The 22302-nt window shown below is 61.0% G+C and carries 21 protein-coding genes; 18 read left to right on the top strand and 3 right to left on the bottom strand.

The genetic code is table 11. The features are described 5' to 3' along the window. The first annotated feature begins 56 nt into the window (after window positions 1-56). The 18 genes from leuC to FLQ44_RS06475 all read left to right on the top strand — a co-directional run bounded on the left by leuC (window position 57) and on the right by FLQ44_RS06475 (window position 19474). Window positions 57-1463, top strand: coding sequence for a 3-isopropylmalate dehydratase large subunit (gene leuC / locus FLQ44_RS06560; RefSeq protein WP_147693627.1), 1407 nt, complete (start codon window positions 57-59; stop codon window positions 1461-1463). 14 nt (window positions 1464-1477) lie between these two features. Continuing rightward, window positions 1478-1600, top strand: a complete 123-nt coding sequence (locus tag FLQ44_RS06555; RefSeq protein WP_147693626.1) for an entericidin A/B family lipoprotein — start codon at window positions 1478-1480, stop codon at window positions 1598-1600. Further along, window positions 1597-2235: a 3-isopropylmalate dehydratase small subunit gene (leuD, locus tag FLQ44_RS06550; RefSeq protein WP_147693625.1), complete on the top strand. Its 639-nt coding sequence runs from the start codon at window positions 1597-1599 to the stop codon at window positions 2233-2235. Before FLQ44_RS06555 ends, leuD begins: the two co-directional genes overlap by 4 nt. Window positions 2236-2335: 100 nt before the next feature. Next, window positions 2336-2671, top strand: a complete 336-nt coding sequence (locus tag FLQ44_RS06545; protein ID WP_147693624.1) for a DMT family transporter — start codon at window positions 2336-2338, stop codon at window positions 2669-2671. 54 nt (window positions 2672-2725) lie between these two features. Continuing rightward, window positions 2726-3790 (top strand): 3-isopropylmalate dehydrogenase, encoded by a 1065-nt coding sequence (leuB, locus tag FLQ44_RS06540; RefSeq protein ID WP_147693623.1) that lies wholly within the window; start codon window positions 2726-2728, stop codon window positions 3788-3790. Window positions 3791-3941: 151 nt separating this feature from the next. Then, on the top strand, window positions 3942-5048 hold the full coding sequence (asd, locus tag FLQ44_RS06535; protein WP_206208706.1) for an aspartate-semialdehyde dehydrogenase: 1107 nt from the start codon (window positions 3942-3944) through the stop codon (window positions 5046-5048). Window positions 5049-5297: 249 nt separating this feature from the next. Next, a complete protein-coding gene (locus FLQ44_RS06530) occupies window positions 5298-6311 on the top strand; it encodes an aspartate-semialdehyde dehydrogenase (protein WP_147693621.1) in 1014 nt (337 codons plus the stop codon). 154 nt (window positions 6312-6465) lie between these two features. Beyond that, entirely contained in the window at window positions 6466-8706 is a 2241-nt protein-coding gene (locus tag FLQ44_RS06525) for a motility hub landmark protein FimV (RefSeq protein ID WP_147693620.1), read from the top strand. Window positions 8707-8806: 100 nt separating this feature from the next. Then, entirely contained in the window at window positions 8807-10804 is a 1998-nt protein-coding gene (locus FLQ44_RS06520; protein ID WP_500692535.1) for a FimV/HubP-related protein, read from the top strand. A gap of 2 nt (window positions 10805-10806) precedes the next feature. Next, a complete protein-coding gene (locus tag FLQ44_RS06515) occupies window positions 10807-11433 on the top strand; it encodes a hypothetical protein (RefSeq protein WP_147693618.1) in 627 nt (208 codons plus the stop codon). Further along, the gene (gene truA, locus FLQ44_RS06510; RefSeq protein ID WP_147693617.1) at window positions 11430-12218 is read left to right on the top strand and encodes a tRNA pseudouridine(38-40) synthase TruA; all 789 of its coding nucleotides are present in this window, start codon (window positions 11430-11432) and stop codon (window positions 12216-12218) included. The genes FLQ44_RS06515 and truA overlap by 4 nt, the downstream gene beginning before the upstream one ends. Window position 12219: 1 nt before the next feature. After that, window positions 12220-12873 carry a phosphoribosylanthranilate isomerase gene (locus FLQ44_RS06505; RefSeq protein WP_147693616.1) on the top strand — a complete coding sequence of 218 codons (654 nt, stop codon included), beginning with the start codon at window positions 12220-12222 and terminating at the stop codon, window positions 12871-12873. Window positions 12874-12896: 23 nt separating this feature from the next. After that, on the top strand, window positions 12897-14096 hold the full coding sequence (trpB, locus tag FLQ44_RS06500) for a tryptophan synthase subunit beta (RefSeq protein ID WP_147693615.1): 1200 nt from the start codon (window positions 12897-12899) through the stop codon (window positions 14094-14096). Then, window positions 14093-14422 carry an antibiotic biosynthesis monooxygenase family protein gene (locus FLQ44_RS06495; RefSeq protein ID WP_147693614.1) on the top strand — a complete coding sequence of 110 codons (330 nt, stop codon included), beginning with the start codon at window positions 14093-14095 and terminating at the stop codon, window positions 14420-14422. Before trpB ends, FLQ44_RS06495 begins: the two co-directional genes overlap by 4 nt. Further along, on the top strand, window positions 14419-15213 hold the full coding sequence (gene trpA, locus FLQ44_RS06490; RefSeq protein WP_147693613.1) for a tryptophan synthase subunit alpha: 795 nt from the start codon (window positions 14419-14421) through the stop codon (window positions 15211-15213). Before FLQ44_RS06495 ends, trpA begins: the two co-directional genes overlap by 4 nt. Window positions 15214-15290: 77 nt before the next feature. Further along, window positions 15291-16163 carry an acetyl-CoA carboxylase, carboxyltransferase subunit beta gene (accD, locus tag FLQ44_RS06485; RefSeq protein ID WP_147693612.1) on the top strand — a complete coding sequence of 291 codons (873 nt, stop codon included), beginning with the start codon at window positions 15291-15293 and terminating at the stop codon, window positions 16161-16163. A gap of 358 nt (window positions 16164-16521) precedes the next feature. Further along, window positions 16522-17148 carry a methylamine utilization protein gene (locus FLQ44_RS06480; RefSeq protein WP_147693611.1) on the top strand — a complete coding sequence of 209 codons (627 nt, stop codon included), beginning with the start codon at window positions 16522-16524 and terminating at the stop codon, window positions 17146-17148. A gap of 1 nt (window position 17149) precedes the next feature. After that, a complete protein-coding gene (locus tag FLQ44_RS06475) occupies window positions 17150-19474 on the top strand; it encodes a bifunctional diguanylate cyclase/phosphodiesterase (protein WP_147693610.1) in 2325 nt (774 codons plus the stop codon). A 124-nt stretch (window positions 19475-19598) separates the two neighbouring features. Here FLQ44_RS06475 and astE read toward each other — a convergent pair whose 3' ends face one another. The 3 genes from astE to FLQ44_RS06460 form a co-directional block, all read right to left on the bottom strand. Continuing rightward, window positions 19599-20606, bottom strand: coding sequence for a succinylglutamate desuccinylase (astE, locus tag FLQ44_RS06470; protein WP_147693609.1), 1008 nt, complete (start codon window positions 20604-20606; stop codon window positions 19599-19601). Window positions 20607-20702: 96 nt separating this feature from the next. Next, window positions 20703-21491 (bottom strand): enoyl-CoA hydratase-related protein, encoded by a 789-nt coding sequence (locus tag FLQ44_RS06465; RefSeq protein ID WP_147693608.1) that lies wholly within the window; start codon window positions 21489-21491, stop codon window positions 20703-20705. 12 nt (window positions 21492-21503) lie between these two features. Next, window positions 21504-22292, bottom strand: a complete 789-nt coding sequence (locus FLQ44_RS06460) for an alpha/beta fold hydrolase (protein WP_147693607.1) — start codon at window positions 22290-22292, stop codon at window positions 21504-21506. Window positions 22293-22302 lie beyond the last annotated feature (10 nt).

The raw sequence follows: 22302 nt of genomic DNA, 5'->3' as shown, positions 1-22302 counted from the left end.
GCGCAGGCTGGCCGGCAGGCAAATCCCTTGTTCCCTCTTTACCTGAAGGCGCGACCATGACCGCACAAACCCTGTACGACAAGCTGTGGCACAGCCACGTGGTGCACGAAGAAGCCGACGGCACCGTTTTGCTTTATATCGACCGCCACCTGGTGCACGAAGTGACCAGCCCGCAGGCGTTTGAAGGCCTGAAACTGGCTGGCCGCCCGCTGTGGCGCGTGGATTCGGTGGTGTCTACTGCCGACCACAACACCCCCACCAATGACTGGGACAAGGGCATCCAGGACCCGATCTCGCGCCAGCAGGTAGAAACGCTGGACGCCAACATCAAAGCCTTTGGCGCGCTGGCTTACTTCCCGTTCAAGGATAAAGGCCAGGGCATCGTGCACGTGATGGGGCCGGAGCAGGGCGCCACCCTGCCGGGCATGACCGTGGTCTGTGGTGACAGCCATACCTCTACCCACGGCGCTTTTGGCGCGCTGGCGCACGGTATCGGCACCTCGGAAGTCGAGCACGTGATGGCTACCCAGACGCTGGTCGCCAAAAAATCCAAGAACATGCTGGTGCGCGTGGACGGCAAGCTGCCAGCCGGCATTACCGGCAAAGACGTAGCGCTGGCGATTATCGGCAAGATCGGCACCGCTGGCGGTACCGGCTACGCTATCGAGTTTGGCGGCGAAGCCATCCGCGAGCTGTCGATGGAAGGCCGCATGAGCCTGTGCAATATGGCCATCGAAGGCGGTGCCCGCTCCGGCCTGGTGGCGGTAGACCAGAAAACCATCGACTACGTCAAAGGCCGCCCGTTTGCCCCGAAGGGCGAACAGTGGGACGCCGCCGTGGCCTACTGGAACACACTGCATTCCGACAATGGCGCGCAGTTTGACCAGGTAGTCGTGCTGGACGCGGCCGACATCCAGCCGCAAGTGACCTGGGGTACCTCGCCGGAAATGGTGACCGACATCAACGGCCGTGTGCCGGACCCGGCGCAGGAAGCCGACCCGGTGAAAAAAGGCTCCATCGAACGCGCGCTGGCCTATATGGGCCTGCAAGCCGGCACCCCGATGAGCGAGATTCCGGTGGATATCGTGTTTATCGGCTCCTGTACCAATAGCCGTATCGAAGACCTGCGCGACGCCGCTGCCGTGGCCCGTGGCCGCCAGAAAGCGGCCAACGTGAAGCAGGTGCTGGTGGTGCCGGGCTCTGGCCTGGTAAAAGCACAGGCGGAACAAGAAGGTCTGGACAAGGTCTTTATCGAAGCAGGCTTTGAATGGCGCGAGCCGGGCTGCTCGATGTGTCTGGCGATGAACGCCGACCGCCTGCAGCCGGGCGAGCGTTGTGCGTCCACCTCCAACCGCAACTTTGAAGGCCGTCAGGGCCAGGGGGGCCGTACCCACCTGGTCAGCCCGGCCATGGCTGCTGCCGCTGCGGTGGCCGGCCACTTTGTTGACATCCGCTCGCTGTAATAGAGGCAAACATCATGACTACCCGACTTTTTGTGCTGATCTGCGTCGCCCTGGCCATTACTGGCTGCAACACGGTTTCCGGTATCGGCAAAGACATCAAGAAGGCGGGTAGCGCCATTGAAAGGGCTGCACAATGAAAGCATTCACCACACTCAACGGCCTGGTCTGCCCGCTGGACCGCGCCAACGTTGATACCGACGCCATCATCCCCAAGCAATTCCTGAAATCGATCAAGCGTTCCGGCTTTGGCCCCAACCTGTTCGACGAATGGCGCTATCTGGACCACGGCGAGCCTGGCATGGACAACAGCCAGCGCCCGCTGAACCCGGATTTCGTGCTGAACTTCCCGCGCTATGCCGGTGCCCAGGTGCTGCTGGCGCGCGAAAACTTTGGCTGTGGCTCCAGCCGCGAACACGCACCGTGGGCGCTGGAAGACCAGGGCTTCCGCGTGGTGATCGCGCCGAGCTTTGCCGATATTTTCTTTAACAACTGCTACAAGAACGGCCTGCTACCCATCGTGCAGCCCGCCGAGGTGGTAGACCAGCTGTTCCGCGAATGTGAAGCGGCCGAGGGGTACACGCTGAACGTGGATCTGGCCGCGCAGACCATCACCACGCCATCTGGCCAGGTGTTCGGTTTTGAGGTTACCGAGCATCGCAAGCATTGCCTGCTGGGCGGCCTGGACGAAATCGGCCTGACCTTGCAGCACGCTGAGCAGATCAAGGCTTACGAGGCGCAGCGTCGCCAATCCCAGCCTTGGCTGTTTGCCTGAGGGGTTCATGGCATAGGGTTGGCCGCATGCGGCCAAGCTGCGGGTACCGCCATCCGTCACGTTGCCTGCTACTCGGTATAAGTAGCAGGCGGGAGAGGGTATGACGACAGTCCTGCAAGCATGGTTGTTACTATTGGCCAGCATCGTGGCTGAAATTGCCGGTACGCTGGCATTGCGACAGTCACAGGGTTTCAGCAAGCTGTGGCCGGTCGTGGCCTGCATCAGCTGTTATTTGCTGGCCGTGTGGCTAATGGGTATCGCGCTGCGCCGTCTGGATATGGGCTTGACCTATGCGGTCTGGGCGGCAGGTGGCACGGCGGGCACCGCGCTGATCGGCATGCTGCTGTTTGGCGAGCCCTACAATGTGGCAAGGCTGGCGGGGTTGGCTTTGATTCTGGCGGGTGTTGTGGTGCTCAGCCTGCAAGGTACCCACTGACGGGTTAATGATTGACAGCGCTGCCTGACAGGCAGTGCGCGAAAGGAAATAAACATGAAGATTGCAGTTCTGCCGGGTGACGGCATCGGTCCGGAGATCATCGCTCAAGCCAAACGCGTGCTGGACGTACTGCGCAGCGACGGCCTGCCTATCGAAATGGAAGAAGCCCCGCTGGGTGGCGCTGGCTACGACGCGTTCGGCCAACCTTATCCATCGTTTACACAAAACCTGTGTCGCCAGGCCGACGCGGTACTGCTGGGTGCCGTTGGCGGCCCGCAGTACGACAACCTGGACCGCCCGCTGCGCCCGGAGCGCGGCCTGCTGGCGATCCGTAAAGACCTGAACCTGTTTGCCAACCTGCGCCCGGCCATTCTGTACCCGGAGCTGGCCAACGCCTCCACGCTGAAGCCGGAAGTGGTGTCGGGTCTGGATATCATGATCGTGCGCGAGCTGACCGGTGATATCTATTTTGGCCAGCCACGCGGCATTGCCGTGAACGAGCTGGGCGAGCGCGAAGCCTACAACACCATGCGTTACAGCGAGAGCGAGATCCGCCGCATTGCCCACGTGGCGTTTGGCATTGCCATGAAGCGCAACAAGAAGCTGTGCTCGGTAGACAAGGCCAACGTGCTGGAAACCACCGAGTTCTGGAAAGAAATCATGATCGACGTGGCACGCGAATACCCGCAGGTAGAGCTGAGCCATATGTACGTGGATAACGCCGCCATGCAGCTGGTGCGTAACCCCAAGCAGTTCGACGTGATGGTGACCGGCAATATCTTTGGCGACATCCTGTCCGACGAAGCCTCCATGCTCACCGGCTCCATCGGCATGCTGCCGTCGGCGTCGCTGGACCAGAACAACAAAGGCCTGTACGAGCCTAGCCATGGTTCCGCACCGGATATCGCCGGCAAAAACCTGGCCAACCCGCTGGCCACGATCCTGTCTGCGGCCATGATGCTGCGCTATACCTTCGGCCAGGAAGCCGCCGCCCAGCGCGTGGAAAACGCCGTGAAAGCCGTGCTGGCCAAAGGCTATCGCACTGCGGATATCTTTGAAGCAGGCTGCGAGAAAGTCAGCTGCAGCGGCATGGGCGATGCCGTGGTTGCCGCCATGTAAATAGTCGTTTTAATGCCGTTCAAATAAAAAACATCTACCCCATTGTGCGAGCTGCTGTTGCCCTGCACAATGGGGTAGATCACTAGATAAGCCCCGGTTTCAACCGAGGGCAGCGGTTTCAAACACCCGACGACATTCAGGAGAAATTATCGTGCGAGTAGGTTTTGTAGGCTGGCGTGGCATGGTGGGTTCCGTGCTGATGCAGCGCATGCTGGAAGAAAATGATTTTGCCGTGATCAACGAGCCGGTGTTCTTTACTACCTCCAATGTAGGCGGTGCAGCACCAAACGTTGGCCGCGAGGTACCGCCGCTGAAAGACGCGCGCAATATCGACGAGCTGAAGGCAATGGACGCCATCGTGACCTGTCAGGGTGGCGATTACACCGCCGAGGTGTATGACAAGCTGCGCGCGGCCGGCTGGACTGGCTACTGGATCGACGCAGCTTCCAGTCTGCGTATGGAAGACAACGCCGTGATCGTGCTGGACCCGGTAAACCGCAACGTGATCGATGCGGCGCTGGCCAAGGGCGTAAAAGACTACATCGGCGGCAACTGTACCAACTCCATCATGCTGATGGGTATGGGCGGCCTGTTCCGCGAAGGCCTGGTGGAGTGGGTGTCCTCCATGACTTACCAGGCAGCCTCCGGTGGCGGCGCCAACCACATGCGCGAGTTGCTCAAAGGCATGGGCGTGGTACACGCTGCCGTGGCCGACGAGCTGGCGACACCATCGTCCGCCATTCTGGATATCGACCGCAAAGTGGCAGCGTCCATCCGCGAAGACGTGCCGACCGAATTCTTCGGCGCGCCGCTGGCGGGCGGCCTGATCCCGTGGATCGACAAGCAGCTGGATAACGGCCAGTCCAAGGAAGAGTGGAAGGGCCAGGCCGAGGTGAACAAGATTCTGGGCACCGACAGCACCATTCCGGTAGATGGCCTGTGCGTGCGCATTGGCGCCATGCGCTGCCACAGCCTGGCGCTGACCGTGAAGCTGAAAAAAGACCTGCCGCTGGAAGAAATCGAAGCCATCATCAAGTCCGGTAACGACTGGGTGAAATGGGTGCCGAACGACCGCGAAATCAGCGTAAAAGAGCTGACCCCGGCCGCTATTACCGGTGGCCTGCAAATTGGCGTGGGCCGCGTACGCAAGCTGAACATGGGTGGTGAATACCTGTCGGCTTTCGTGATTGGCGACCAGCTGCTGTGGGGCGCGGCCGAGCCGCTGCGCCGCATGCTGCGCATCCTGATCGAGCGCTGAGCCTAGCTGTAGCGTACCGGGTATTGCTGATAAACGGCCTGTCACCTTTGGGTGGCAGGCTTTTTTACTGTGCAGCACGCTTCATTTGCAGGCCGTGTGCGCTAAAATGATGGCAACTCTTTTTTTGTTGGCCTTTATTTTATGGGCCGCTCTTTTTTATAAGGCAGTTTTGCTGCCAGTGTCGCCGGTTTGTCGCCACGTGCTGGCCGCTTTTCTGCCCTTATCTGTATTGAAACTCAAGGTATTTACATGTCTGAAACGATTCGTCTTGCTGTTGTTGGTGCCACCAGCCTGGTTGGTGAAGCTGTGCTCGATTTGCTGGCCGAGCGCCACTTGCCGATTGGCCGTGTATTTGCACTGGATGTTGCCGATAAAGAAGGGGAAACCGTTTCGTTTGGCAACCTGGAGCTGGATGTCGCCATGGTAGACGAGTTCGACTTTGCCAATGCCTCGCTGGCCATTTTTGTCGGTGGCGCCGAGCTTACCCGCCAGTACGTGCCGGAAGCGCGCCAGGCTGGCTGTGCCATTATCGATTTCAGCAGTATTTACCGTCTGGCTGACGATGTGCCGCTGTATGTGCCGGGCGTGAACGACGCTGTACTGGACGATCTGGCCGAAGGCCTGCTGGTGTCGGTGCCCAACTGCACGGTGACGCCGCTGGCACAAGCGTTGGCCGCACTGCGTGCATCGGGCCTGCAGCGCGTGACTGTGTCTACCTATCAGTCGGTGTCCGGCTCTGGCCGCGCTGCGCTGGAAGAGCTGGCTAACCAGACCACCGCACTGTTTGGTGCCCGCGACGTGGAGCTGGAGGTGTACCCCAAGCGTATTTCCTTCAACGTATTGCCGTTGGTTGGTGGTGTGGACGAGCAGGGTGTCAGTGAAGAAGAGCGCTCGGTAGAGCAAGAGCTGCGCAAAGTGCTGGCGCTGCCAGAGCTGGAAGTGGAAGCCACCTGTGTGCGTGTGCCGGTATTCTTTGGCCATGGCTGGGCGGTAACGGTGCAAACCGACGAGCCCATCACCGCAGACAAGGCCCGCGAGCTGTTCAAGGCCGCGCGCTTGCAGGTGATGGACGACCCCGCTGGCGAGATGCCTTACATCACCCCGCTGGAGGCCTCGGGTAACGAGGCGGTGTGGGTAAGCCGTGTGCGCCAGACTGGCCGTAGCCTGTCATTCTGGCTGGCCGCCGACAATGCCCGTACCGGTGCTGCATTGCCGTGTGTTGATGCCACGGCGGCGCTCATGAAACGCGGGTATTTTGCCTGACTCGATAACTACTAGTAGTATTGCGGATAAACAAAGCTATGTAGTTTGATTGGATTTCCGGCCGCCTTGCGTTGCGGTGTGGCCGCCATTACCTGGATGGCCGCATGCTGCGGGCCGGAAACAAGAATATTTCACCGAAAGGTAGCGCATTACGATGCTAGCCAATAAAAAGATGAGCTCGCTGTTGGTGGCCTTGCTGTTTTCTACGGCGGCCTGGGGCGGGCTGGGGGGGATAGCAGTACGCTCCAATCTGGGCGAGGTGCTGCGTGCCGATATCGACCTGACCGGCAGTGCCGAAGACGAGATCGTGCGTGTTGGCCTGGCCTCTCCCGATACCTTTCGTGATCTGCAAGTAGACTACAGCCCGGCACTCACCAGCCTGCGCTTTGCCCTGGCATATCGCTCCAACGGCAAGCCCTATATACGGGTGCTGTCGGTTCAGCCTATCAGCGACCCCTACCTGCGCTTTGTGGTAGAGGCCAAAACCGCCAGTGGCCGCTCGATTCGCGAATACACCGTGCTGCTGGACCCGCTGGAATACCCCAACAAGGCAGATGCCATCGAGCGCTCGGCCAAAGCCATTGCTGCCGCCGAGCCGGCGCGCCTGAAGCCCGCTACCCCGTCTGCCGTGCGTATACCGCTGCCTGCACCGGCTGCACCCGCGCCGGCGTTGCCACCAGATTTCATTGTGGTCAAGCGTGGGCAAACCCTGGCCCAGGTTGGCCGCATCGCCCGTGCAGATGGCGCCACCCTGCGCCAGACCATGGCGGCATTGGTGCTGGCTAACCCGTCTGCTTTTGTTAACGGTGACCCCGCTACACTCAGAACCGGTGCCCGTCTGCGTGTGCCATCGGCTGCCACAGCGCGTGCGCTGAAGTCGGCCCGCGTGGCCGAGGTGCTGGATGGTTTTGCCGCAGCGCCGGCCAAACCGGTGCAGAAGGCGGCCCAGCCGCTGATGCCGGCCCCGGCGGCCCCTGCCACCAGTACGGCACAGCCCGTGTTGAAGCTGGAGCAGCCTGAGACTGCGTCGGCGCCTGTTTCTGCACAAGATGCGCAGCTCAAGGCGGCGCAGCAGAAAATCCAGGAACTGGAAGACAAACTGAAGTCCATGCAGATGGCCGCGTCGGCGGCATCGGCCATGGCGGCTATCCCGGCCGAGTCAGCCTCGGCACCGGTGCCGGCGCCTGCTGCCTCGGCCCCGGCGCAAAAACCGGCTGCGGAGCAGCCGGCCAGCGCACCGGAGGAAGAAGGCCCGGGTCTGATGTCCCAGGTGATGGACTACCTGCCCCTGATTGCCGGTGGCAGTGCTGCGGTACTGCTGGGCGCAGCTGCGCTGCTGTTTATGCGCCGCCGCAAGCGCGGTACCAAGGCAGCTACCGAGGCCGCTGGCGCTTCCATTCTGGGTGCCGGTACCGTTGGCCGCGTAGCCGGTGTGGACGAGGCGGGCAGTAACACCTTCCTGGCAGACTTTACCCGCACCGGCATGAATGGCGTGGACGCAGGCGAGGTTGACCCGATTGCCGAAGCCGAGGTGTACCTGGCTTATGGCCGCGACCAGCAGGCCGAAGACATCCTGAAAGATGCTTTGACCAAAGACCCGACCCGCCACGAAGTACGCCTGAAACTGATGGAAATCTATGCATCGCGCCAGGATAAGGCCGCGCTGGAAGCCCAGGCGCGTGAGCTGCATGCTGCGGTAGATGGCAAGGGTTCGCTGTGGTCGCGTGCGGCAGCCATGGGTATGTCCGTGGACCCGGCTAACCCGCTGTATGCCGGCGAGGCCAGCCCGGCAGCACCGGTAGCCGCCGCTACGCCGGTGGCGGCTGCTGCAGCCATGAGTATCGATCTGGATTCGGAGCTGATGGGCGAGCCTGAGCCATTGCCGCAGGAAGCATTTATCGAGCCGGAATCCATCGCCATCGCGGATGACGACCCGCTGCGTAATGCGCTGTTTGGCGAGCCTGCCGTGGCCCAGCCTGCGCCCGAGCCGGATCTGGATCTGGAAAGCCTGCTGGCGCAGCCTGCACCAGAGCCTGAACCGCCAGCAGAGGAAGCGCCAGAAGACAAGCACATGCTGGACTTTGACTTCAATCTGGATACGCCGGAGCCGCCAGCAGCAGCCCCTGCCGCCCAGCCTGAGTCTGTAGATGACGCATTTGATTTTGATATGTCCACGCTGGATAGCCTGGGTAGCCCACAGGCTAGCGAGCCGGCAGCACCATCGCTGGATGGCATGAGCCTGTCGGATGACCCGCTGTCTACCAAGCTGGATCTGGCGCGCGTTTATCTGGATATGGGCGACAAGGAAGGCGCACGCGAGGTGCTGGAAGAGTTGGCCGCAGAGGCGCAAGGCAGCCTGAAGTCCGAGGCAGAGACTTTGCTGGCGTCGCTGTAAATATTGATACAGGTCGTGTAAGAAGTTAATGTGCTTTGTTAGTACTGCAGCTTATGGGTACTATGTCTGAACATCCAAAAAAACTGAAAAAGGACATGGGGTGACATTGCGGCCATTAGTTGCGGGGCTGGCGATCGCATTTGTTGCTGCATCGCCATGGGCACAAGCGGGTCTGGGGGGGATTCGCTTGCTGGCTGGCCCGGGAGAACCGTTTTATGCGGAGATAACACTGGATCCGGAGCAGGGGCTGGAAAACCCCTTTGTTGCCTTGGCATCCCGCGAGCGGTATTCCACGCTGGCGCCTTATTCCGACAAAGCCAGCCAGTTGCAGATCAAAACGGTCGAAGTGGCGCCGCAGCAATACCTGGTACGTGTTACTGGCCCGGCGCTGGCGCCGGGTGAACCATTCAATTTTGCGCTGGAGCTTTCCTGGCCTTCTGGCAAAGTGGTGCGCGAATACCGTGTGAGTGGCGGCGCGCCGGCGCCCGGCCCGTCCGGCAAGAAAGAAGACAGCAGCGCCGCCCTGGCGGAGCGTCACCCCCTGATAGACGAACCCGGTGGCCTGGCATTTGGCGAAGGGCGTTTGCTGTCTGCCCGCGGCCTGCCTATGCGTGCCGAAATCGAGCTGCTGGGTGACTGGCCAGCGTCCATCAGTGCGGCCACGTTTGCGGTACTTTCCGATGATAGTGCCCTGGGCAAGCCCGTGCTGGCGCTACATCAGCGTAAAGGCCGCCAGTGGCTGTCGATCAGCTCGAGCATCCCCTTGCAGCAGGCCCGTGTGGCGTTTGGCGTGGAAGCCCGCCACGATGGCGCCATTATCCAGCGTGGCTTTGTGTTTGCCGTGCCGCAGCGCGGCGTCTACCTGGCCAAACTGCCTGTACGCCAAGCCGCGCCAGCTATCGACATGCCAGGGCAGTACCGTGTACAGCCTGGTGATACCTTGTCCGGTTTGGCGCGGCGTTTTACCCAGGGTAAAACGGTATCGCAAACAGAAAATGCACTGTATGCGGCCAACCCCAAAGCCTTTGCCCGTGGTGACAGGAACAAGCTGTTTGCCGGTGCGCTGATGCGTGTGCCGGTAGCTGCCGCAGGTGACGAGCCCGCAGCGGCAAAGCCGGAAGCGGTGCCAGTTGGTGTAGCTAAACCGGTAGCGGTAAAACCGCTTGCTTCTGCGTCAGCTGCGGCGGTGCCAGAGGCGTCTGCCGGGCCGGCCGCGCAGCCGGCTTCGGCGCCGGTGGCTTCTGCGGAAGAACAAGAGAAACTGGCCCAGCTAAAAGCCGCCCAGCAGCGACTTGACTGGCTGGAGTCCGAGATCAACCGCTTGTCTGCCCAGCCGCCCAAAGCAACCATTGCACATCGACCGGAAGAACCCACGGTGCAAGACGAAGCGTTTCTGGACGAAAACCTCACGCAGTGGGTGCTGTATGGCGTGGGGGGCTTGTCGGTAGCCAGCCTGCTGGCATGGCTGCTGGTGAAGCGCCGCCGTGTCGCTGCCCAGCCGGTGCGGCCGGTTTCACGGTTACGTAGTGCCATGGGTCCTGTCACGATAAGTGCCTCCTTGGGCCCGGACGAGCAGCCCCTGGTGCAGCCGATTGCCGACGATATCAACCTGCAGGCCATCGATGTATTGGCTGAGGCGGATGTGTTGATGGCTTATGGCCGTTTTGACGCCGCAGAGCAGCTGCTGCGTGAGAGCCTGTCCAACGAGCCGGATCGCGAAGATCTGCGCATGAAGCTGCTGGACCTGATTGCACGCAAGGGCAACCGGCAGGAGTTCGAGTCTGTAGCGCTGGACTTGTTGGCCGTATTCGGCCCGACGAGTGGCCTGTGGAAGCGCGTGCTGCAGCTGGGCGCTACGCTGGACCCGGACAACCCGCTGTATCGCCCGGCGCAAGATACGCAGGAGCATTTCGTGCTGGATGAGCCCCGCGCGCCGGTGGATCTGGGTAACTTTGCGCCAGAGCCGGACGAGATGGTGCCCTTGGCCCGCCAGGTGGATAACGTGGAAGCGGCGCAGGATCTGGCGCGGCTTTATCGCGAGATGGGCGATACCGAAACCGCCGATGCCTTGTTGCGCGAGGCCGGTATCAAAGTGTGATCATGCGCCCCTTTCACCCCGCAGCCAGCCTCCTTGTCTGGCTGTTTTTCATTGTGGCCTTGTCCGGTTTGCATGGGGCGGGCTTGCTGTGGGCCACGGGGCTGTGGCTGATGGTGCCGGGTGCCTGGCGTGCGCTGCTGCGCGCGGCATGGCGTATGCGCTTCTTGCTGCTGGCGGTGTGCCTGCTGTCTGGCTGGTTTGTGCCGGGCGTGCCGTGTTGGGCAGGGCAGGCGTGGTCGCCGTCGCGTGAGGGCCTGCAGCTGGGCGGCGAGCAGGCGCTGCGCTTGCTGGTGATGTCGGCCAGCGTGCGCCTGCTGTGGCTGCTTTACGGGCAGGCCGGTTTTCTGGCGGGCCTGCATCTGTTGCTGGCCCCGCTGGCGATGATCGGCTTGCCGGTAGGGCGTTTTAACCTGCGGCTGGTACTGACCCTGCAGCAGGCCGAGCTGCTGCTGGCGGCCCGCCCGCGCTTGTCGCTGGCCTGGCTGGCAGCCAGCCTGCAGGCAGATCAGGGGTCACAAACCTTGCCGGATAAGGTAGAGTTGGGTTTTTACTCTTGGCAGTATCGGGATGGGGCGCTGGTGTGTGTGGCCGGCCTGGTTCTGATCATCATCATGAAAGTAGTGCAATGAGAATCGCGCTGGGTCTGGAATACGACGGGCGCGCATTTGCCGGCTGGCAAACCCAGCCAAGCGGCAATACCGTACAAGACAAGCTGAATCAGGCGCTGTCGGCGATTGCCGGCGAGCCTGTCAGCACGCTGGCAGCAGGGCGCACCGATGCCGGTGTGCATGCCTTGATGCAGGTGGTGCATTTTGACGCGCCGGTCAGCCGCCCGCTGAATGCCTGGGTGCGCGGCGTCAATGCGCATTTGCCGCCCTCGGTGGCCGTGGTGTGGGCGCGTGAGGTCAGTGATGAATTCCACGCCCGGTTTTCTGCGTTTTCCCGCTCTTACCGCTATTTCTTGCTAACGCACCCGGTGCGCCCGGCGCTGACTGCCGGCCGCGTGGGCTGGTATCACCAGCCGCTGGATATCGACGCCATGCGCGCCGCTGCGGCGGTATTGCTGGGGCAGCATGATTTTTCCAGTTTCCGTGCGGCGGAATGCCAGGCCAAGTCGCCGCTCAAGCATTTGCAGCAGCTGGATATCAGCGAGAGCCAGGGTCTGATCCGTTTTGACCTGACCGCCGATGCCTTCTTGCACCACATGGTGCGCAATATGGTGGGCGCACTGGTGTACGCCGGCAAAGGCAGCCTGGATGTGGCGGGCATGCAGGCCTTGTTGGCCGCATGCGACCGCACCAAGGCACCGCCTACCTTCATGCCGGATGGGCTGTACCTGACGGGCGTGGGTTATCCGGCGGTTTTTGATCTGCCCACCCAGGCACAGCCAGAGCGGCTAACGCTGTGGAGATAGCATGACAGTGCGTACCAAGGTTTGTGGTTTTACCCGCCCGCAGGACGCGGCCGCCGCCGCTGCGCTGGGGGTGGACGCCATCGGGCTGGTGTTTTACGCGCCCAGCCCACGCCACGTCACGATAGCGCAGGCGCAGGCCATCATTGCCGCCTTGCCGCCCTTTGTCAGCGTGGTAGCGTTGTTTGTTAACCCGACAGTAGACGAAGTGCAGCAGGTGTTGGCCGCGTGTGCCATCGACGTGCTGCAGTTCCACGGTGAAGAAGCGCCGGCCTTTTGCCGCAGCTTCCAGCGCCCTTACCTGAAAGCCGTGCGGGTGCGCCCCGGCATGGACCTGGCAGCCTATGCGGCCAACTATCACGATGCGCGCGGCCTGCTGACCGACGCCTTCGTGGAAGGTGCCCATGGTGGCACCGGCGCCGTGTTCGACTGGACGCTTATCCCGCCATCCTTGCCCTTGCCGTTGATCTTGTCCGGCGGGCTGGATGCGGCCAACGTGGCCGGTGCGGTGCGCCGCGTTAAACCCGCAGCGGTAGATGTGTCCAGCGGGGTAGAGGCGGGTAAAGGTATCAAGCACCCCGAGCGTGTGGCGGCGTTTCTGGCCGCAGTACGGGAGGGGCAATATTCAATGGCACCAGACATGGGTCTGGCGCCTTAAAACAAAACCATCAGGAGCATTCCATGAGCAGTTATGACTTCCCCGATGCACGTGGCCGTTTTGGCGCGTATGGCGGTGTCTATGTAGCGGAAACATTGATGGCAGCATTGGACGAGCTGAATGCCGAGTACGCCCGCGCCAAGGCTGACCCGGCCTTCTGGCAAGAGTATCACCACGAGCTGAAGCACTTCGTGGGCCGCCCCAGCCCGATTTACCATGCCAAACGCTGGTCCGAGCAGCTGGGCGGTGCGCAGATCTACTTCAAGCGCGAAGACCTGAACCATACCGGTGCGCACAAGGTAAACAACACCATCGGCCAAGCCTTGCTGGCGCGCCGCATGGGCAAGAAGCGTGTGATCGCCGAAACCGGCGCCGGCCAGCACGGTGTGGCCTCTGCCACGGTAGCCGCCCGTTACGGTATGGAATGCGTGGTGTACATGGGCTCCGAAGACGTGAAGCGCCAGGCGCCTAACGTGTTCCGCATGAAGCTGCTGGGCGCCACCGTGGTGCCGGTAGAAAGCGGCTCCAAAACCCTGAAAGACGCGCTGAACGAAGCCATGCGCGACTGGGTCACCAATATCGACAGCACGTTCTACATTCTGGGCACTGCCGCCGGCCCGCACCCTTACCCCATGCTGGTGCGCGATTTCCAGCGCATTATCGGTATCGAAGCCAAAGAGCAGATGCAGGACATGTTGGGCCGTCAGCCGGACATGGTGGTGGCCTGCGTGGGTGGCGGCTCCAACGCTATCGGTATCTTCCACCCTTATGTAGATGTGGATGGCGTGCGTCTGGTGGGTGTCGAGGCGGGTGGTGACGGTGTGGATACCGGCCGCCATGCTGCGCCGCTCTCGGCGGGCAAGCCTGGCGTGCTGCACGGCTTCCGTAGCTACCTGATGCAGGACGAAGACGGCCAGATCATCGAGACCCATTCGGTATCTGCCGGTCTGGACTACCCAGGCGTGGGCCCGGAGCACAGCCTGCTGAAAGACATTGGCCGTGCCGAATACGTGGCCATCAACGATGATGAGGCGCTGAAAGCGTTCGAGGACTGCTGCCACCTGGAAGGCATCATTCCCGCGCTGGAATCCAGCCACGCGCTGGCACACGCTGCCAAAGTGGCCCCCACTATGGGCAAAGACCAGATCATTCTGGTGAACCTGTCCGGCCGTGGCGATAAAGACATCAACACCGTAGCCGGCCTGATGGGCATCACGCTGTGATCGTCGCCCCGGTGCTGGAGGCAGCTTATCTGCAGGTGAGGGCAGGGCAAGAGCGGGCATTTGAACAGGCTTTTAAACAAGCCTCGCCGCTGATTGCCGCCACGGGCGGCTACGCCGGCCATACCCTGCAGCGCTGCCTGGAAGTGCCGGGGCGCTATCTGCTGCTGGTGCAGTGGCAAACGCTGGAGGCCCACACGGTGGGCTTTCGGCAATCGCCGCAGTACCAGCAGTGGCGCGCGTTACTGCACCATTTCTATGACCCGTTCCCGGTGGTCGAGCACTTCGAAACCGTATTGAACTCCCCATGCAAGGACCATACCGCATGAGCCGTGTAGCCGAAACCTTTGCACGCCTGCAAGCTGCAGGCGAAAAAGCCCTGATTCCTTTCATTACCGCCGGCGACCCGAACCCCGGGCTGACCGTAGGCCTGATGCACGGCCTGGTAGATGGCGGTGCCGACATTATCGAGCTGGGCATTCCGTTTTCCGACCCGATGGCCGACGGCCCGGTAATCCAGCGTGCCAGCGAGCGCGCATTGGCGCACAAGGTTGGCCTGCGCCACGTACTGGCCATGGTGAAAACCTTCCGTGAAACCAACCAGCACACCCCGGTGGTGCTGATGGGTTACCTGAACCCGGTACATGTGCTGGGCTACGAGGCGTTTGCCCAGGCTGCCGCCGCCGCCGGGGTGGATGGTGTGCTGACCGTAGACTGCCCACCAGAAGAAGCAGAAGACCTGACCGCCGCGCTAGTGGCGGCCGGGCTGGACCCGGTGTTCCTGATTGCGCCTACTACGCCGGCTGAGCGGGTGCGCGAAATTGCCCGTCTGGCGCGGGGTTACGTCTACTATGTGTCATTAAAAGGCGTTACCGGCGCGGGAAATCTGGACATTGACGACGTAGCGCGTAAAATTGCCGCCCTTAGAGAACACATTACTGTACCTATCGGTGTGGGCTTTGGTATTCGTGATGCCGAAACCGCCCGTGCTATCTCCGTGACAGCAGATGCTGTCGTGGTGGGTAGCCGCCTGGTACAGGAAGTCGAGGCGGCAACACCCGAAACTGCCGTAGAGCAGTTAACCCGTCTGGTAGCCACACTGAAGGCTGCCATCCGTTAGGACAATACTGGATACCCGTTCCAGTGATACTGCGGCCAGCACCATGTTGGCCGCAGCTTTAGATTCAAGGAGTCAGCATGAGCTGGTTGAACAAACTCCTGCCGCCGAAGATCAAGCGCGATACGCGCGTGAGCAAGTCGTCGGCGGTGCCGGAGGGGCTGTGGAGCAAGTGCCCGGCCTGCGAGGCGGTGCTTTACCATACCGACCTCCAAAGCAACCTGCAGGTCTGCCCCAAGTGTGGCCATCACCACCCGATTCACGCCCGTGAGCGCCTGGATGTCCTGCTGGACGCCGAAGGCCGCCGTGAAATAGGTGCCGAAGTCAAACCGGTAGACATTTTGAAGTTCAAGGACAGCAAACGCTACCCGGACCGTCTGGATGCCGCGCAGGAAACCACCGGTGAAGACGACGCGCTGGTCGTGATGCAGGGCAGTATCCACAATTTGCCGGTGGTCGTGGCTGCGTTCGAGTTCCGCTTTATCGGCGGCTCCATGGGCTCGGTTGTCGGTGAGCGTTTCGTGCGTGGCGTACAAGCCGCCGTGGAAGCGCGTGCGCCGTTTGTCTGCGTGGCTGCCTCTGGTGGGGCGCGCATGCAGGAAGGCCTGAATTCGCTGATGCAAATGGCCAAGACCTCGGCCGCACTGCAGCTGTTGTCTGATCACCATCTGCCGTTCATTTCCATCCTCACCGACCCTACCATGGGCGGTGTGTCGGCCTCGTTTGCTTTCCTGGGCGATGTGGTTATCGGTGAGCCAGGCGCGCTGATCGGCTTTGCCGGCCCGCGTGTGATCGAGCAGACCGTGCGTGAAACGCTGCCGGAAGGCTTCCAGCGCTCGGAGTTCCTGGTGGAAAAAGGCGCCATCGACATGATCGTTGATCGTCGGGAGCTGAAGCTGCGTGTGGCCACCCTGCTGGCCATGCTGCAAAAAGAGCCGACGGTTGCTGCCTGATAGCTAGCACAGCTGCTGGCTGCGGCAGTATGGCGTGTCGCTGTGCCTGTAACGGCGCCATGAAACTGCCGTACTGTCGAATAGCTAGTATGCCTGCCAATGAAACCCCCTGTTTGCTTTGCAAGCAGGGGGTTTCATTTTGCAAGGCCTGTAGATGAACTGGCGGATAATTCCTTTTGCATTTTATAATGCAATGCGCAGTTTTATGGATGATGGCCAGGTTGTTGGCTATTTTTTAAAACTGAAAAATATCAAAAGTTAGGCTTTAACTTGAGTTGTATTAATTTGCGTGCCACTTCAAGTGTGCCAGTCTGCTGCTTTGTTGGATAATGACGCGATACAAGCATGAGGCGGCCAGATGACATATGACAAAATAGCGGCGGGTGTCAGCGCCCTTGTGTTGACAAGCTTGCTGTCCATGCCAGCGCTAGGTGCTGATGTCACGGTTGCCGTTAGCGATAGCCAGGGCGTGGCGTTGGCGGATGCGGCCGTGTACTTGCAGCCACTGCAGGGCAGGGCGCCGAAGGGTGGGCAAAAGGGGTCTATCGAGCAGGTAGACAAGACTTTTGTGCCCTATGTATCCGTTGTTCAAACAGGCACGGCAGTCTCTTTTCCCAATAAAGACACTGTGCGCCACCACGTGTATTCGTTTTCTGCACCCAAGTTATTTGATCTGAAACTGTATTCGGGTACGCCCAGCCAGCCCGTGGTGTTTGACAAGCCGGGCCTGGTAGCACTGGGCTGTAATATCCACGACTGGATGCTGGCGTATGTGCTGGTGGTGGAAACGCCCTGGTTTGCGGTGAGTAAAGACCGTGGTAATGCCGTAGTAGAAAATGTTCCGGCGGGTGATTACAACATGATGATATGGCACCCCCGTATGAAAGAAGAAATGATGCAGCAAATCAAAGTAGGGGCCGCCGCGCAGACTGTGCGGGCCAGAGTCACATTGAGCAAGCCAGACTTGCGCCGGCAAGGGGGTTGATGTGCGCTTGGCCAAAACTTTGCGTTTCAGGGTAACCCTGCTGTTTACCACCTTGCTGGCGGTGGTGCTGGGGGTGTCTTTTTTTATGGTCAGTGCGGCCAACCTGGGTATTTTCGAAGAGCAGGCCGAGCAAGAGCTGGAAACCGGGCAGCGGGTGTTCAACCGGCTGCTTGAGCAAAACAGCAAGCTGCTGATTCAGGCCACGCAGGTGCTGGTAGGGGATTTTGCGTTCCGCGAGGCACTGGCCACAGCAGATGGCCCCACGATGCTGTCCGCGCTGAACAACCATGCTACCCGCCTGGGGGCCGAGCTGGTGTTGCTCAGTGACCTGCAGGGTGCGGTACCCGCTGATAACCTGGGGGTGGCGCGCGATGGTGTGTATCCCTTCCCCGATCTGATGCAAGCCGCTCGCAAAGACGGCGTGGCCAGCGGTATCAAAGTGGTAAAAGGCCAGGCATACGAGCTGGTGGTGGTGCCGGTGAAGGCACCCGTGGTCATCGGCTGGATTACGCTAGGTGTGAAGCTTACCGAGAAGGTGGCCAATGACCTGAAAGAAATGTCCGATCTGGAAGTCACCTTCATGACCAAGGATGGCAAGGGTGGCTGGCACAGTTTTGCGTCCACGTTGCCGCCTGACCAGCTGAAAGACCTGTTGGCCCACCCTACGCACGAAAAGCGTCTGGAGCTGGCTGGTGCACCACACCAGTCCCGTTTGTTGCCCATTGCCAGTGGTAGCGGCGACAAGGTTTATGCCGTGCTGCAGCGCCCGCTGCAGGAGATCCTGGCGCCGTTTTATGCTTTGCAAAAAGCCTTGCTGGCGCTGGCCATTGCCAGCCTGCTGTTGTGCATTCTTGCCAGTTTCAAGGTGGCGGGGGTAGTGACGACGCCCTTGCACCGGTTGGTGACGGTAGCCAAAAAGATTCGTGATGGCAGCTATGCCGAAAAAGTAGAACGGCCGGAAACCAGCGAGCTGGCCGAGCTGGCCGACAGCCTGGATCACATGCAGACGGCCATTGCCGAGCGCGAGCAGGAAATCCTGGCGCTGGCTTACCGTGACACGCTGACGGGTCTGGTAAACCGTGCCGGCTTCTTGAGCGAGCTGGGCCGCCGGCTGGAAGGTAGCGCGCAGAGCCAGACCGTGATGTTGCTGGATCTGGACCGTTTCCAGCAGCTGAATGACACCCTGGGCCATGTGGCGGGTGACCGGGTGATCATGCGTATCGGTTTCTGGCTGCACGCCGAGGTGGCCCGCTTTGGTGGTGTGCTGGCCCGCCTTGGCGGTGACGAGTTTGCTTTTGTTGTATCCGGTACCGATTACCAGGAAGTGTTGCAGGCGGTGCTACAGGGCTTTGAGCGGCAGCTGGCGGTAGATGAGCGGAAGCTGGATGTGCGGGCCAGTATCGGTATTGCGTGCTACCCGGAACACGCGGCTACCGCGCAGGACCTGCTGCGCTGCGCGGACGAGGCCATGTATGTGTCCAAGCGCAAGAAGTGCACCGTGTCGGTATACGATGCGGCCAAGCGCCAGTTCCGCGAAGAACATCTTTCCCTGCTGGGTGACCTGAAAGAAGCGCTGAATCAGGAGCAGCTTACCCTGCATTACCAGCCCAAAGTGGCGCTGGATGGCAGCCTGCATTGCGAAGCCGAAGCACTGGTGCGCTGGGAGCACCCGGTGCGCGGTTTTGTGCCGCCGTTCGAGTTTATCCCCTTTGCCGAGCAAACCGGCTATATCCGCGAGATTACCCACTGGGTAATTGCGCGCGCCTGTATCGATGGCGCCGAGCTGTTGGCCGCAGGCTCGCCGGTGCGCATTTCGGTCAACCTGTCCACGCGGGATTTGCTGGACGCTGCGCTGCCGGCGTTTGTTGATAGCTGCCTGCGCATGGCAGGCTTGCCCAAAGAGTACCTGTGCCTGGAAATCACCGAAAGCGGTGTGATGGAAGACCCGGATCGCGCGCTGGAAACCCTGCATGCTTTGCGCAATATGGGCATGGCGCTGGCTATTGATGACTACGGCACGGGTTATTCGTCGCTGGCTTACGTCAAGCAGCTGCCGGTTTCGGAGCTGAAGATAGACCGGGCCTTTGTGAAAGAGGTAGTCGAGAGCGAGGCCGATGCCATGATTGTGCGCTCTACGACCGAGCTGGCGCATTCGCTGGGCTTTACCGTTGTGGCCGAGGGAGTAGAAACGCGCGAGATCAGCGACAAGCTGCGTGAGCTGGGTTGCGATTTCGGCCAGGGCTACTTTTACTCTCGTCCTGTACCGTTGGCCGCATTTGCCAGCTGGCTGCGCAACTATCAGGCCGGGGCGCAGGCGGGGCGCTAGCGTTTGCGGGAAGGCGGTTTGCCTGAAAAATATGCGGCATAGCCAAGTGGCTGATGCCGCATATTTTTTTTGTGGTTTTCACAGCTTGTCCACAGCTTTTTCCCGATTTGCTGTGGATATCTGTCTAGTCGAGGCTGCTCGGGGCGATGATGATGCCGGCCCGTAGGCCGATGCTGACGCGGGGGTTGGGAAACAGGATGCGCTCTTGCCCACCTTTCGCCAGGTGGCGGATAGCGCCGTCTTCGGCGATCAGCATGCCGTCAGGCAGTGCCGTGAAGTTTTCCACGTCGTCGGCCAGGTGCAGGACAAAGTCGCCGCTGTGCTTGATCAGGTCGTAGCTGGCGCGAAACAGCTGCAGCTGGCTGGCATCGTAGGCCGGGGTGGCGGGCTGTTGGCCGCTGACAAGCTGGCGCAGTGCCAGGTCTATGCCGGCAAAGCGGCTCAGGTCGTTCTGGCCGAACGGGCGTGCCTTGCCCAGCTCCAGCGTAAAGGCATCGGCCTGGCAGTGCTGGCTGGTGAAGTAGCTAAAGGTGGCTGCTGGCTTGCTGTGTAGCAGCACGGTGCCGATATCGGCCTGGGCCAGCCACATCAGCTGTTCACGGTTGTGCGGGCGCTCGTGCAGGTAGGGGTAGATGGCAAAGCGTTCGAACACCGAGCCGCGTATGGCGGTGTGCAGGTCGTAATGCCGTTTGGTGCCCGTGGACGGGCTAAAGAATGCCAGAGCCAGCTGCTCCAGCTCGGCGGCGCGCACTGCCTCGGCGGCGGCTGGCTGGCTGCTGTGCTGCCCGTTGAACAGGCGGTTCATGTCGTAGTCGATAAAGCGCTTGCCCTGGCGCATGGCCGGCAGGTTGCCCAGCACGATCAGCACGTGTGCGCGGAGTGGCAGGCTGCCCGCCAGCAGGTCATTCACGATACCTGCCAACACTTCTATGGGGGCCGTTTCGTTGCCATGTACGCCTGCCGACAGGAGCAGGTGCGGCAGAGTGGCCTCCGGTTCGCTGGGAGAGAGCCGTAACAGGCCATGGCCCAGCCAGTGGGCGTGAATGCCGTGCTGTTGCCATGTGGCTTGTTGTGGCTGCAGGCCTTGCAGGCTAAGGGAGAGAAAATCCTGGGCGGGTTCGAATGGGCGCATGCTGTTTCCTTATCGGTTCGGCCCATTCTAAACAAAGACCCGCGCTGCCATACGCTGGCGGCACGGGTCTGAACGTTGATGGCGCAATCGTGCAAATCAGGGCATCCAGTTAGGTGCTCTTTTTTGCAGATAGGCATAGATGCCTTCGCGGCCCTCTTCGCTGGTGCGTACGCTGGTGATGCGCTCGATGCTGATATCCAGCGCGGCCTGGCTGGTGCCCAGCTGGCTGATATCGTTTATCAGCTGCTTGGCCGCCACCATGGCTTGCGGGCCATTGTGCAGCAGGTGGCGCAGGGTCATTTCCAGGCTGGCGTCCAGCTCTTCGGCCTCGACTACCTGGTGTACCAGGCCTAGTCGTTTGGCCTTGCCTGCATTAAAGCGCTCTGCCGTGATGAAGTAGCGCCGCGCTGCGCGCGCGCCGATGGCGCGAATGATGTACGGCGCAATGGAGGACGGGATGCTACCCAGCTTGACCTCGGAAAATCCGAACAGGCTGTCGGTGCAGGAAATGGCCACGTCGCAGCATGCCACCAGCCCTACGCCAATACCGAATGCCGAGCCGTGCACCTTGGCAATGGTGGGTTTGGGCAAGGTATCCAGCACCACCATCAGGTCGGCCAGCAGGCGTGCTTGTTGTTGCAATGTGGCATCGTCGGCGGTGTTGAGCCTTTCCAGCCATTGCATGTCGTGCCCGGTAGAGAAGTTCATGCCGCTGCCGGTCAGGACGATGGCACGAATGGACGGGTCGCGGCCCAGCTCTTTCAGCTCGCGGGTGAGGCGCAGTGCCAGGGTGTCATCGACGGCGTTATGCAGCTCTGGCCGGTTGAGTGACAGCGTGGCGATATTACGATCGTCTACAGACAGCAGGATGCAGTCCTGGGCCATGAGAAACCTCCTTTACGGGGTGGCAAACTGGAAAATGTGTTGGCAAAACAGTTGCGGTGCTTCCAGGTGTAGTGCGTGGCCGGCGCCGGGTAGGACGCTAAGGCTGGCGCCGGATATGCCTTGTTGCAGTAGCCGTGCCTGGTAGAGCGGGGTCAGGCGGTCTTCGTCTCCTACGATAATGTGTGTGGGTACAGCCAGGTCGCCTAGCCAGCTACGCGCATCATGCGCCATGACCCCGGCAATGATGCGTTCGATGGCAGCCCACTCTACGGTGGCGGCAATGCGTTTCAGGTCGGGCAGCATGGCTTGGCTTGCCTGCAGGAAGCGGCTGGAAAACAGCCATGGCAGGCTGATGTCAAAGCGTAAGTCAGCACCACCGGCGGCTTCTGCCTGGGACCAGCTTAACGCAATCTGGGTATTAATGGCATCCGACCACGCTAAAGTGGCCGCTAGCAATAAGCGGCCAACCCGTTGCGGGTGGCGACGGGCGAAATGCTGCGCCACCATGCCGCCATAAGACAGCCCCGCCAGGTAAACCTGATCCAGGCCCAGGTGGTCCAGCAGCGCCGCGGCATCGTCTGCCTGGCGCGCCAGGGCGTAGGCGGGCTGCTCGGTGCGCTCGCTTTGGCCCTGGCCCTGAAAATCCAGGCGAATCAGCTGGAAACGCTGCTCCAGCATGGGTGCCATCAGTGTCCATGCTGCCGTGCTCATGGTCAGGCCGTTAAACAGCATGAGTGCTTGGCTGCCCTGGCCGCTGACTTCGTAATACAGCTGGCGCTGGTCGATTTGCATGAATGGCATGGTGCGCTCC

This window comes from Vogesella mureinivorans (assembly GCF_007644035.1).
GTDB lineage: Bacteria > Pseudomonadota > Gammaproteobacteria > Burkholderiales > Chromobacteriaceae > Vogesella > Vogesella mureinivorans.
This window is presented reverse-complemented; position numbering and strand designations above follow the sequence as displayed.